Annotated in this window: 9 protein-coding genes; 8 read left to right on the forward strand and 1 reads right to left on the reverse strand. The window is 53.3% G+C overall.

Features of this window, described 5'->3' with window-relative positions; genetic code table 11:
* The first annotated feature begins 281 nt into the window (after positions 1-281).
* The 8 genes from secE to rpoC all read left to right on the forward strand — a co-directional run bounded on the left by secE (position 282) and on the right by rpoC (position 12,496).
* On the forward strand, positions 282-665 hold the full coding sequence (secE, locus tag AB6T85_RS23205; protein ID WP_253456291.1) for a preprotein translocase subunit SecE: 384 nt from the start codon (positions 282-284) through the stop codon (positions 663-665).
* 1 nt (position 666) lies between these two features.
* The gene (nusG, locus tag AB6T85_RS23210) at positions 667-1,212 is read left to right on the forward strand and encodes a transcription termination/antitermination protein NusG (protein ID WP_024966040.1); all 546 of its coding nucleotides are present in this window, start codon (positions 667-669) and stop codon (positions 1,210-1,212) included.
* A 163-nt stretch (positions 1,213-1,375) separates the two neighbouring features.
* Positions 1,376-1,804 (forward strand): 50S ribosomal protein L11, encoded by a 429-nt coding sequence (gene rplK, locus AB6T85_RS23215; RefSeq protein ID WP_125290943.1) that lies wholly within the window; start codon positions 1,376-1,378, stop codon positions 1,802-1,804.
* Positions 1,805-1,807: 3 nt separating this feature from the next.
* Positions 1,808-2,512, forward strand: a complete 705-nt coding sequence (gene rplA / locus AB6T85_RS23220) for a 50S ribosomal protein L1 (protein ID WP_125290944.1) — start codon at positions 1,808-1,810, stop codon at positions 2,510-2,512.
* Positions 2,513-2,926: 414 nt separating this feature from the next.
* The gene (gene rplJ / locus AB6T85_RS23225) at positions 2,927-3,424 is read left to right on the forward strand and encodes a 50S ribosomal protein L10 (RefSeq protein WP_125290945.1); all 498 of its coding nucleotides are present in this window, start codon (positions 2,927-2,929) and stop codon (positions 3,422-3,424) included.
* Positions 3,425-3,483: 59 nt separating this feature from the next.
* Positions 3,484-3,849 carry a 50S ribosomal protein L7/L12 gene (gene rplL / locus AB6T85_RS23230; protein WP_253456287.1) on the forward strand — a complete coding sequence of 122 codons (366 nt, stop codon included), beginning with the start codon at positions 3,484-3,486 and terminating at the stop codon, positions 3,847-3,849.
* Between the two features lie 320 nt (positions 3,850-4,169).
* Positions 4,170-8,198 carry a DNA-directed RNA polymerase subunit beta gene (gene rpoB / locus AB6T85_RS23235; RefSeq protein WP_253456284.1) on the forward strand — a complete coding sequence of 1,343 codons (4,029 nt, stop codon included), beginning with the start codon at positions 4,170-4,172 and terminating at the stop codon, positions 8,196-8,198.
* A 77-nt stretch (positions 8,199-8,275) separates the two neighbouring features.
* Positions 8,276-12,496 carry a DNA-directed RNA polymerase subunit beta' gene (rpoC, locus tag AB6T85_RS23240; RefSeq protein WP_125290948.1) on the forward strand — a complete coding sequence of 1,407 codons (4,221 nt, stop codon included), beginning with the start codon at positions 8,276-8,278 and terminating at the stop codon, positions 12,494-12,496.
* A gap of 824 nt (positions 12,497-13,320) precedes the next feature.
* Here rpoC and AB6T85_RS23245 read toward each other — a convergent pair.
* The gene (locus AB6T85_RS23245; protein ID WP_253456282.1) at positions 13,321-13,455 is read right to left on the reverse strand and encodes a DUF1127 domain-containing protein; all 135 of its coding nucleotides are present in this window, start codon (positions 13,453-13,455) and stop codon (positions 13,321-13,323) included.
* Positions 13,456-13,721: the final 266 nt, after the last annotated feature.

Raw genomic sequence — 13,721 nt, forward strand, 5'->3', positions numbered from 1 at the left:
CGAAGGTGGTCGTACCGTTGGCGCGGGTGTTGTTGCTAAAGTTATCGCTTAATCGCTGATAATATTTGACGCAACGCACAAGAAGAGGGCATCATTTGATGCCCTTTTTGCACGCTGTAACATAGAACCTGGCTCATCAGTGATTTTCAACCATAATCATTGCTGAGGCAGGCTCTGTAGCACGGCGTTATATGCCGAGTTTCGCCTGAGCGCATTATTCGGTTCGGTTGCCGCGTATTACGGGGCAAAATAGTTTCTGATCTATTGTGGCAGGTTGGTTTATGAGTGCTAATACCGAAGCTCAAGGGAGCGGGCGTGGACTGGAAACGGTAAAGTGGTTAGTGGTGGCGCTGCTGCTGCTCGTGGCCGTGGTTGGCAACTACTACTATCGTGAAGTCACCCTCCCGCTGCGCGCGCTGGCCGTTGTAATCCTGATCGCAGCAGCAGGTGGCATTGCGCTGCTGACGACGAAGGGCAAAGCAACCCTGGCTTTTGCCCGCGAAGCGCGCACAGAAGTTCGCAAGGTTATTTGGCCGACTCGTCAGGAAACGTTGCATACCACGTTAATCGTTGCCGCGGTTACTGCCGTGATGTCACTGATTTTGTGGGGACTGGATGGTATTCTGGTCCGTCTGGTATCGTTTATCACTGGCCTGAGGTTCTGAGATGTCTGAAGCTCCAAAAAAGCGCTGGTACGTCGTTCAGGCGTTTTCCGGCTTTGAAGGCCGTGTAGCCCAGTCGCTGCGCGAGCATATCAAATTACATAACATGGAAGAGCTTTTTGGCGACGTCATGGTGCCAACCGAAGAAGTGGTTGAAATCCGTGGCGGTCAGCGTCGCAAAAGCGAACGCAAGTTCTTCCCGGGCTATGTTCTGGTACAAATGGTCATGAACGATGCAAGCTGGCACTTAGTGCGCAGCGTGCCGCGCGTCATGGGTTTCATTGGTGGTACATCCGATCGTCCGGCACCTATTAGCGATAAAGAAGTCGACGCGATCATGAACCGCCTGCAGTCTGCTGGCGATAAGCCACGTCCGAAAACCCTGTTTGAACCAGGTGAAATGGTCCGCGTTAACGACGGTCCGTTTGCCGACTTCAACGGTGTGGTGGAAGAAGTGGATTATGAAAAAAGCCGCCTGAAAGTTTCCGTTTCCATCTTTGGCCGCGCTACGCCGGTTGAGCTGGACTTTGGACAGGTTGAGAAAGGCTGATCGGCCTGCATAAAATGTAAGCCGATAACCAGAATAACGGTTGCGGAAGGCGCGAAATTGCCCTACAATTTCGCGCCTTTTGTTTTTATGCGCTGCTACAGCGCGTGAATATTAATTACGGGGAGCTCTTTGCCGAGCGATTGAACCCAATAGAGGAATTATCATGGCTAAGAAAGTACAAGCCTACGTCAAGCTGCAGGTTGCAGCCGGTATGGCAAACCCAAGTCCGCCAGTAGGTCCGGCACTGGGTCAGCAGGGCGTTAACATCATGGAATTCTGTAAAGCGTTTAACGCCAAAACAGAATCCGTTGAGAAAGGTCTGCCGATCCCGGTTGTTATTACCGTTTATTCTGACCGTTCTTTCACCTTCGTTACCAAAACGCCTCCGGCAGCTGTACTGCTGAAGAAAGCGGCGGGTATCAAGTCTGGTTCCGGCAAGCCGAACAAAGACAAAGTAGGTAAAGTATCACGCGCTCAGGTACGTGAAATCGCAGAAACCAAAGCTGCGGACATGACTGGTGCTGACGTTGAAGCGATGACTCGCTCAATCGAAGGTACTGCTCGTTCCATGGGCCTGGTGGTAGAGGACTAAGAAATGGCTAAGCTGACCAAGCGCATGCGCGTGATCCGTGACAAAGTTGATGCAACTAAACAGTATGACATCAACGAAGCTGTCGCTCTGCTGAAGGAACTGGCAACGGCCAAGTTCGTAGAAAGCGTTGACGTAGCAGTAAACCTGGGCATTGATGCTCGTAAATCTGACCAGAACGTGCGCGGTGCAACCGTACTGCCACACGGTACCGGTCGTTCAGTACGCGTTGCCGTATTTACCCAGGGCGCAAACGCTGAAGCTGCTAAAGCAGCTGGCGCAGAGCTGGTAGGTATGGAAGATCTGGCTGACCAGATCAAAAAAGGCGAAATGAACTTTGACGTGGTTATCGCCTCTCCGGATGCGATGCGCGTTGTTGGCCAGCTGGGCCAGGTTCTGGGCCCACGCGGTCTGATGCCAAACCCGAAAGTTGGCACCGTAACGCCAAACGTTGCTGAAGCGGTTAAAAACGCTAAAGCGGGCCAGGTTCGCTATCGTAACGACAAAAACGGCATCATCCATACCACTATCGGTAAGGTTGATTTCGAGTCCGATAAGCTGAAAGAAAACCTGGAAGCCCTGCTGGTTGCGCTGAAAAAAGCGAAACCTTCTCAGGCGAAAGGCGTTTTCATCAAGAAAGTTAGCATCTCCACCACTATGGGTGCGGGTGTGGCAGTTGATCAGGCTGGCCTGAACGCTGTAGCTAACTAATCTGCTTTACGCGGGCGAAATTTTCGACTAGAATCTTTGGCCCGTTGTTCTGTAAATATACAGAACCTCTATTTAAGTCAATCGGACCGAGACAAGGCGGCAAAGCAGTGAATCGCCGGGAGCATAGCCCGCTATGTAACTGGTGTGAACGAGAGCGGCCAACGCAGTATCCGAATGACGCAGAATAGACAGAATTTTCGGTTGGAGCCTGGCCTTATCCAGGCCTCCGTCCAAGACCGCAGGTGTTTCGAAAGGAACTTAATTTCCTGCGTAGACGGTGACAGAACCTGAAGAATATTTTTATAGTCTTTGCTGGATTCTGCTCACCGTGTTTGAGCGCCTGCTGACTTCGGTCGCAGGTGATGTGAGTTCCGGGGGAATCCTTCCCCGGTCAAAATCCAGGAGCAAAAGCTAATGGCATTAAATCTTCAAGACAAACAAGCGATTGTTGCTGAAGTCACCGAAGTAGCCAAAGGCGCGCTGTCTGCGGTAGTTGCGGATTCCCGCGGCGTGACCGTAGACAAAATGACTGAACTGCGTAAAGCAGGTCGTGAAGCTGGCGTTTACATGCGTGTTGTTCGCAACACCCTGCTGCGCCGCGTCGTTGAAGGAACTCAGTTTGAGATCCTGAAAGACACGTTTGTTGGTCCGACCCTGATTGCATACTCTATGGAACACCCGGGCGCTGCTGCTCGTCTGTTCAAAGAGTTCGCGAAAGCGAATGCAAAATTTGAGGTCAAAGCTGCGGCCTTTGAAGGTGAGCTGATCACGGCGGCGAATATCGACCGTCTGGCAACTCTGCCAACTTACGAAGAAGCGCTGGCACGTCTGATGTCGACCATGAAAGAAGCCGCTGCAGGCAAACTGGTCCGCACCCTGGCTGCCGTACGCGACGCGAAAGAAGCTGCTTAAGCTTTTTGCCCGTTGCACTTTAACGTATAAACTATTTCTGATTCACAGGAACAATTGTCATGTCTATCACTAAAGATCAAATTCTGGAAGCAGTAGCGGCTATGTCTGTAATGGACGTTGTTGAGCTGGTTTCCGCTATGGAAGAAAAATTCGGCGTTTCTGCTGCTGCTGCTGTAGCTGTTGCTGCAGGCCCGGCTGAAGCTGCTGAAGAAAAAACTGAGTTCGACGTTGTACTGAAAGCTATCGGCGCTAACAAAGTTGCCGTAATCAAAGCCGTACGTGGCGCAACTGGTCTGGGCCTGAAAGAAGCTAAAGACCTGGTTGAGTCTGCACCTGCTGCCCTGAAAGAAGGCATCAGCAAAGACGACGCAGAAGCTCTGAAGAAATCTCTGGAAGAAGCTGGCGCAGAAGTTGAAGTTAAATAAGCCAACCTTTCAGGTTGCAGCCTGAGTTAATCAGGCTGACGGCTGGTGACTTTTTGGTCACCAGCCTTTTTGCGCTGTAGAGCGTCAGTGGCGTTTCACACCGTTTAGTCACTGATTTGCTTAATGTCTTTTTCTATCGACGCCTTAATATATTGCTTCCCCGCAGGGTTCCCTGCCTTGCACGGCAACGAAATGATTTAAGAGTGATAGAAAGAGGTATTACGGAAGATGTTCATTCCGGCCCAACAAAATAGTGTTGCATGAACTGTCCCCCCTGGACGGACAGAGAGGTTCTACTTTTCAGCGAGCTGAGGAACCCTATGGTTTACTCCTATACCGAGAAAAAACGCATTCGTAAGGATTTTGGAAAACGTCCGCAGGTTCTGGACATTCCTTATCTCCTTTCTATCCAGCTTGACTCGTTCCAGAAGTTCATCGAGCAAGATCCGGAAGGTCAATATGGTCTGGAAGCGGCATTCCGTTCCGTATTCCCTATCCAAAGCTATAGCGGTAACTCTGAGCTGCAGTACGTCAGCTACCGTTTAGGCGAACCCGTCTTTGATGTTAAAGAGTGTCAGATCCGTGGCGTCACGTATTCTGCCCCTTTGCGCGTAAAACTGCGCCTGGTGATCTACGAGCGTGAAGCGCCGGAAGGCACCGTTAAAGACATCAAAGAGCAGGAAGTGTACATGGGCGAAATTCCGCTCATGACCGATAACGGTACCTTTGTGATCAACGGTACAGAACGCGTTATCGTTTCTCAGCTGCATCGTAGTCCTGGTGTCTTCTTTGACAGCGATAAGGGTAAAACCCACTCGTCGGGCAAAGTGCTGTATAACGCACGCATCATCCCTTACCGTGGTTCCTGGTTAGACTTCGAGTTTGACCCGAAAGACAACCTGTTCGTTCGTATTGACCGTCGCCGTAAGCTGCCAGCGACCATCATTCTGCGCGCGCTGAACTACACCACTGAGCAGATCCTTGACCTGTTCTTCGATAAAGTGGTGTATGAGATCCGCAACAACAAGCTGCAGATGGAACTGGTTCCTGAGCGCCTGCGCGGTGAGACTGCCTCCTTCGATATCGAAGCCAACGGTACTATTTACGTTGAGAAAGGCCGTCGCATTACAGCACGCCACATTCGTCAGCTGGAAAAAGATGGCGTTGAGCACATCGAAGTTCCGGTTGAATATATCGCGGGTAAAGTCGTCGCTAAAGATTACATCGACGAAAGCACCGGCGAACTGATCGTTGCCGCGAACATGGAGCTGTCGCTGGATCTGCTGGCCAAGCTGAGCCAGTCCGGCCACAAGCGCATTGAAACGCTGTTTACCAACGATCTGGATCACGGCCCGTACATCTCTGAGACCGTACGCGTCGACCCAACCACCGATCGCCTGAGCGCGCTGGTTGAGATCTACCGCATGATGCGTCCTGGCGAACCGCCAACGCGTGAAGCGGCTGAAAACCTGTTCGAGAACCTGTTCTTCTCGGAAGACCGCTACGATCTGTCAGCGGTTGGCCGTATGAAGTTCAACCGTTCTCTGCTGCGTGACGAGATCGAAGGTTCCGGTATCCTGAGCAAAGACGACATCATTGAAGTGATGAAGAAGCTCATCGGTATCCGTAACGGTATTGGCGAAGTGGATGATATCGACCACCTCGGCAACCGTCGTATCCGTTCCGTCGGCGAAATGGCTGAAAACCAGTTCCGTGTAGGTCTGGTTCGTGTTGAGCGTGCGGTGAAAGAACGTCTTTCCCTGGGCGATCTCGATACCCTGATGCCTCAGGATATGATCAACGCCAAGCCGATTTCTGCGGCAGTGAAAGAGTTCTTTGGTTCCAGCCAGCTGTCACAGTTTATGGACCAGAACAACCCGCTGTCTGAGATTACGCACAAGCGTCGTATCTCTGCACTTGGCCCGGGCGGTCTGACGCGTGAGCGTGCAGGCTTTGAAGTTCGAGACGTTCACCCGACTCACTACGGTCGCGTGTGCCCAATCGAAACGCCTGAAGGTCCAAACATCGGTCTGATCAACTCCCTGTCTGTTTATGCGCAGACCAACGAGTACGGTTTCCTGGAAACCCCATACCGTCGCGTTCGCGAAGGCGTGGTGACCGACGAAATTCATTACCTCTCTGCAATTGAAGAGGGTAACTACGTTATCGCTCAGGCAAACACCAACCTCGACGACGAAGGTCACTTCGTAGACGACCTGGTGACCTGCCGTAGCAAAGGCGAATCGAGCCTGTTCAGCCGCGACCAGGTTGACTACATGGACGTTTCCACCCAGCAGGTGGTTTCCGTCGGTGCGTCCCTGATCCCGTTCCTGGAGCACGATGACGCCAACCGCGCATTGATGGGTGCAAACATGCAACGTCAGGCGGTTCCGACTCTGCGCGCTGACAAGCCGCTGGTTGGTACCGGTATGGAACGCGCGGTAGCGGTTGACTCCGGTGTAACAGCCGTAGCGAAACGTGGTGGTACCGTTCAGTACGTGGATGCGTCCCGTATCGTTATTAAAGTTAACGAAGACGAGATGTACCCGGGCGAAGCCGGTATCGACATTTACAACCTGACCAAGTACACCCGTTCTAACCAGAACACCTGCATCAACCAGATGCCGTGTGTCAACCTGGGCGAGCCAATCGAGCGCGGTGACGTGCTGGCCGATGGTCCTTCAACGGATCTGGGCGAGCTGGCGCTGGGTCAGAACATGCGCGTCGCGTTCATGCCTTGGAACGGCTACAACTTCGAAGACTCCATTCTGGTCTCCGAGCGTGTGGTACAGGAAGATCGCTTCACCACTATCCATATTCAGGAACTCGCCTGTGTGTCTCGCGACACCAAGCTGGGGCCGGAAGAGATCACTGCTGATATCCCTAACGTGGGTGAAGCTGCGCTCTCGAAACTGGATGAATCCGGTATCGTTTATATCGGTGCGGAAGTGACCGGCGGCGACATTCTGGTTGGTAAGGTGACGCCTAAAGGCGAAACCCAGCTGACGCCAGAAGAGAAACTGCTGCGTGCCATCTTCGGTGAGAAAGCGTCTGACGTTAAAGACTCTTCTCTGCGCGTACCAAACGGCGTGTCCGGTACCGTTATCGACGTGCAGGTCTTTACCCGCGATGGCGTGGAAAAAGACAAGCGCGCGCTGGAAATCGAAGAGATGCAGCTGAAGCAGGCGAAGAAAGACCTGTCTGAAGAACTGCAGATCCTCGAAGCCGGCCTGTTCAGCCGTATCAACTACCTGCTGGTTTCCGGCGGCGTGGAAGCGGAAAAACTGGACAAGCTGCCGCGCGAGCGCTGGCTGGAACTCGGCCTGACCGACGAAGAAAAACAGAGTCAGCTGGAGCAGCTGGCGGAGCAGTACGACGAGCTGAAGCACGAGTTTGAGAAGAAACTCGAAGCGAAACGCCGCAAAATCACTCAGGGCGATGACCTGGCACCTGGCGTGCTGAAAATCGTTAAAGTGTATCTGGCCGTTAAACGTCAGATCCAGCCTGGTGACAAAATGGCAGGTCGTCACGGGAACAAAGGTGTTATCTCCAAGATCAACCCGATCGAAGATATGCCATACGATGAGAACGGCACGCCGGTCGATATCGTACTGAACCCGCTGGGCGTACCGTCACGTATGAACATTGGTCAGATTCTTGAAACCCACCTGGGTATGGCTGCTAAAGGCATCGGCGAGAAAATCAACGCCATGCTGAAAAAGCAGGAAGAAGTCTCCAAACTGCGTGAGTTTATTCAGCGCGCTTACGATCTGGGCACCGACGTGCGTCAGAAAGTAGACCTGAATACCTTCAGCGATGACGAAGTACTGCGTCTGGCAGAGAACCTGAAAAAAGGTATGCCAATCGCCACGCCAGTGTTTGACGGCGCGAAAGAGAGCGAGATCAAAGAGCTGCTGCAGCTCGGCGGCCTGCCTTCTTCCGGTCAGATTACCCTGTTTGATGGCCGTACCGGCGAGCAGTTTGAGCGTCAGGTTACCGTTGGCTACATGTACATGCTGAAACTCAACCACTTAGTGGATGACAAGATGCACGCGCGTTCTACCGGTTCTTACAGCCTCGTTACTCAGCAGCCGCTGGGTGGTAAGGCGCAGTTCGGTGGACAGCGCTTCGGTGAGATGGAAGTGTGGGCGCTGGAAGCATACGGCGCCGCCTATACCCTGCAGGAAATGCTGACCGTGAAGTCTGATGACGTCAACGGCCGTACCAAGATGTATAAAAACATCGTTGACGGCAACCATCAGATGGAACCGGGCATGCCGGAATCCTTCAACGTACTGTTGAAAGAGATCCGCTCGCTGGGTATTAACATCGAGCTGGAAGACGAGTAAGCACTCGAATTTGTACTGGTTACAGGACGCCCGGCCCCGGGCGTCCTGAGAAGTCTCACTCCGACGGGAGCTAATCCGTGAAAGACTTACTTAAGTTTCTGAAAGCGCAAACTAAGACCGAAGAGTTTGATGCGATCAAAATTGCGCTGGCTTCGCCAGACATGATCCGTTCCTGGTCTTTTGGTGAAGTTAAAAAGCCAGAAACCATTAACTACCGTACGTTCAAACCAGAACGTGACGGGCTTTTCTGTGCGCGTATTTTCGGGCCGGTAAAAGATTACGAATGCCTGTGCGGTAAGTACAAGCGTTTAAAACATCGCGGCGTGATCTGTGAGAAGTGTGGCGTTGAAGTTACACAGACCAAAGTTCGCCGTGAGCGTATGGGCCACATCGAGCTGGCTTCGCCGACTGCGCACATCTGGTTCCTGAAATCGCTGCCTTCGCGCATCGGTTTGCTGCTGGATATGCCGCTGCGTGACATCGAACGCGTGCTGTACTTCGAATCCTATGTGGTGGTTGAAGGCGGCATGACCAACCTTGAGCGCCGTCAGATCCTGACCGAAGAGCAGTATCTGGACGCGCTGGAAGAGTTCGGTGACGAATTCGACGCGAAAATGGGTGCGGAAGCGGTTCAGGCCCTGTTGAAAAACATGGATCTGGAGCAGGAATGCGAGCAGCTGCGTGAAGAGCTGAACGAAACCAATTCCGAAACCAAGCGTAAAAAGCTGACCAAGCGTATCAAGCTGCTGGAAGCGTTCGTGCAGTCTGGCAACAAGCCAGAGTGGATGATCCTGACCGTGCTGCCTGTACTGCCGCCGGATCTGCGTCCGCTGGTGCCGTTGGACGGCGGTCGTTTCGCTACTTCAGATCTGAACGATCTGTATCGTCGCGTTATCAACCGTAACAACCGTCTGAAGCGCCTGCTGGATCTGGCCGCACCTGACATCATCGTACGTAACGAAAAACGTATGCTGCAGGAAGCGGTCGATGCGCTGCTGGATAACGGTCGTCGCGGTCGTGCCATCACCGGCTCCAACAAGCGTCCTCTGAAATCTTTGGCCGATATGATCAAAGGTAAACAGGGTCGTTTCCGTCAGAACCTGCTGGGTAAACGCGTCGACTACTCTGGTCGTTCCGTTATCACCGTAGGGCCATACCTGCGTCTGCACCAGTGTGGTCTGCCGAAGAAAATGGCGCTGGAGCTGTTCAAACCGTTTATCTACGGCAAGCTGGAGCTGCGTGGTCTTGCTACCACCATCAAAGCCGCCAAGAAAATGGTTGAGCGTGAAGAAGCTGTCGTCTGGGATATCCTGGATGAAGTGATCCGCGAACACCCGGTCCTGCTGAACCGTGCGCCAACGCTGCACCGTCTGGGCATCCAGGCATTTGAGCCAGTGCTGATCGAAGGTAAAGCTATCCAGCTGCACCCGCTGGTCTGTGCGGCTTATAACGCCGACTTCGATGGTGACCAGATGGCTGTTCACGTGCCGCTGACGCTGGAAGCCCAGCTGGAAGCGCGTGCGCTGATGATGTCTACCAACAACATCCTGTCACCTGCGAACGGCGAGCCAATCATCGTTCCTTCACAGGACGTTGTACTGGGTCTGTACTACATGACCCGCGACTGTGTTAACGCCAAAGGCGAAGGCATGGTGCTGACCGGTCCAAAAGAAGCCGAGCGTATTTACCGCGCTGGCCTGGCGTCTCTGCACGCTCGCGTTAAGGTGCGTATCACCGAGCACGAGAAAAACGAGCAGGGCGAATGGACCTCAAAAACCAGCCTGATCGATACCACGGTTGGTCGTGCCATCCTGTGGATGATCGTGCCGAAAGGCCTGCCTTACTCCATCGTCAACCAGGCGCTGGGTAAGAAAGCGATCTCCAAGATGCTGAACACCTGTTACCGCATCCTGGGCCTGAAGCCAACGGTTATCTTTGCTGACCAGACCATGTACACCGGTTTTGCCTACGCGGCACGCTCTGGTGCGTCTGTAGGTATCGACGACATGGTGATCCCAGAGAAAAAAGTTGAGATCATCAGCGAAGCGGAAACCGAAGTGGCCGAGATCCAGGAGCAGTTCCAGTCTGGTCTGGTTACCGCGGGCGAACGCTACAACAAAGTGATCGATATCTGGGCTGCGGCCAACGAACGCGTTGCGAAAGCGATGATGGAAAACCTCTCTACCGAAGTCGTCATTAACCGTGACGGTGAGGAAGAGCGCCAGGTTTCCTTCAACAGCATCTTTATGATGGCCGACTCCGGTGCTCGTGGTTCTGCTGCGCAGATCCGTCAGCTGGCCGGTATGCGTGGCCTGATGGCTAAGCCAGATGGCTCCATCATCGAGACGCCAATTACCGCGAACTTCCGTGAAGGTCTGAACGTACTCCAGTACTTCATCTCGACCCACGGTGCTCGTAAAGGTCTTGCGGATACCGCACTGAAAACCGCGAACTCCGGTTACCTGACTCGTCGTCTGGTAGACGTAGCGCAGGATCTGGTGGTGACCGAGGACGACTGTGGCACGCACGAAGGCATCATGATGACTCCGGTTATCGAAGGTGGCGACGTGAAAGAACCGCTGCGCGAACGCGTACTGGGTCGTGTTACCGCAGAAGACGTGCTGAAGCCGGGTACGGCCGACATCCTGCTGCCACGCAACACCCTGCTGCACGAACAGCAGTGTGACCTGTTGGAAGAGCATTCTGTCGACAGCCTGAAAGTCCGCTCCGTAGTAAGTTGTGAAACTGACTTCGGCGTGTGCGCCCACTGTTATGGACGCGATCTGGCGCGTGGTCACATCATCAACAAAGGTGAGGCCATCGGCGTTATCGCAGCACAGTCCATCGGTGAGCCGGGTACTCAGCTGACCATGCGTACGTTCCACATCGGTGGTGCGGCATCGCGTGCGGCTGCTGAATCCAGCATTCAGGTGAAGAACAAAGGTACCATTAAACTCTCTAACGCCAAGTCGGTTACCAACTCCGCTGGCAAACTGGTTATCACCTCGCGTAACACCGAGCTGAAAATGATCGATGAATTCGGTCGTACCAAAGAGAGCTATAAGGTTCCTTACGGTTCTACCATGGCGAAAGGCGACGGCGAGCAGGTTGCAGCGGGCGAGACCGTAGCAAACTGGGATCCGCACACCATGCCAGTTATCACCGAAGTGAGCGGTTTCGTCCGCTTTACCGACATGATCGACGGCCAGACCATTACCCGCCAGACGGATGACCTGACCGGTCTGTCTTCTCTGGTGATCCTGGACAGCGCAGAGCGTACGTCCGGCGGTAAAGATCTGCGTCCTGCGCTGAAAATCGTTGATGCCAACGGCAATGATGTGATGATCCCAGGCTCCGATATGCCTGCTCAGTACTTCCTGCCGGGTAAAGCGATTGTGCAGCTGGAAGACGGCGTGAAAATCAGCTCGGGTGATACCCTGGCTCGTGTTCCGCAGGAATCCGGCGGTACCAAGGACATCACCGGTGGTCTGCCACGCGTTGCTGACCTGTTCGAAGCGCGTCGTCCGAAAGAGCCAGCAATCCTGGCGGAGATCAGCGGTATTATCTCCTTCGGTAAAGAGACCAAAGGCAAGCGTCGTCTGGTGATTACGCCGGTTGACGGTAGCGATCCGTACGAAGAGATGATCCCGAAATGGCGTCAGCTGAACGTGTTCGAAGGTGAACGCGTAGAGCGCGGTGACGTGGTTTCCGATGGCCCAGAGTCTCCACATGACATTCTGCGTCTGCGTGGCGTGCATGCGGTGACCCGTTACATCACTAACGAAGTGCAGGAAGTTTACCGCCTGCAGGGCGTTAAGATTAACGATAAGCACATCGAAGTCATCGTTCGTCAGATGCTGCGTAAAGCAACCATTGCAAGCGCGGGCAGCTCCGACTTCCTGGACGGCGAGCAGGTTGAAGTTTCACGCGTTAAGATTTCTAACCGTGAGCTGGAAGCCAACGGCAAAATCGCAGCGACCTATATGCGCGATCTGCTGGGTATCACCAAAGCGTCACTGGCGACCGAGTCCTTCATCTCCGCCGCTTCCTTCCAGGAAACGACGCGCGTACTGACCGAAGCAGCCGTTGCGGGCAAACGCGACGAACTGCGCGGCCTGAAAGAGAACGTAATCGTGGGTCGTCTGATCCCAGCCGGTACCGGTTACGCTTATCACCAGGATCGTATGCGCCGTAAAGCGGCAGGCGAAGCGCCTGTAGTTCCTCAGGTCACGGCCGACGAAGCGTCAGCCAGCCTGGCAGAACTGCTGAACGCGGGTCTGGGCGGCAACGACGATTAATCGTCTTTCCTGCTGACCGTAAAAACCCCACTTCGGTGGGGTTTTTTTATGCCTGAAATTTGAGGATGGGTCAGACAGCGTCGGGATATGGCCGTAAAAAAGCCGCCCCGGAAAGCGTTACCTATTGTTCGTCAGTCAGCGCCATGACGTATGGCCGTAAAAAAGCCGCCCCCGAAATCGTTACGTGTGATCGTAAAAAATCCGCCCCGGAGAGCGGCTTGCGGCCTGACTGCTCTGATTTACGTTAAACAGGATATGGATATTCGACAGGTGAATTTGCCAGGCTCCTTTTCCGCTTAACATCAGCGCCATGAATAACGTGACTAAAAAAAGTCCGTGGCGTTTTTTCATGGAAGATTCCCTTCTCAGGAACCGCTATCGTCTACTGCCCACCGGAACGCTGCAAACGAAACAAGCAGTGTGATTGACTTGTTTTTCGCGGTATCACAGAACCCGTTCCCTGAGTCCGGTGCCCTGCGGCAACAGGTGAAACGGCCCCGACGCAACGATAACAGCTACGACAATGAACAACATTTTATTATTGAAGAGATGCGAGTTATCACGCAGTAAGAAAGAAGTTGTTCCAGGTTATTACATGCGATAAGTGACGAAGCATGCAGAATCATCAAGTACTAAAAATTGGATAAAAATACGCTGGTTTTTTATACTTTATGACGATATATTGACCGGGTGGTTGACTTGTATTCGCATACCATCAGTACCTTTCAGAGCAGGACGGCAATCCTCTTCTGAAATAAAGAACCCCGCGCTGGCGGGGTTTTTTATTACTGAATACCCTGCATCCGTGGTTCGGCTGACCCGTTTTACCTGTATCGCTTAATGTCATCGCCGGTTAACCCGATATCTTTCAGCTGCGCATCGCTTAATCGCGCTAATATTTTACGGCTGTATACCTCCTGTCGCCAGGCCAGCCAGAGCCGCCGCGCCAGGCTGAACATCAGTACAAAGGGCGATGCTTTAAAAGGCTGCTCGCCGCCGTCTTACAATATTTTCCTGTGGCATCTGCTTTACCCGTCCGCAGGGCGGCTATCGAAGCGGCGCTACCTGATTTGTTGGTGAAGTAGCAAGAGGCGGGCCCGCGAGGGAAAACTGACGGGCCCGGACGCTTTTTCTCCAGCGTCGGCAGCGATTCTGGCAGCTTTAACAGGGCCAGTCATAACAAGAGTGGATTTATGGAAGTCGTGCCGCATATTTATCAGGCGCA

It is taken from the genome of Erwinia aeris, assembly GCF_041224955.1.
Lineage (GTDB): Bacteria > Pseudomonadota > Gammaproteobacteria > Enterobacterales > Enterobacteriaceae > Erwinia > Erwinia aeris.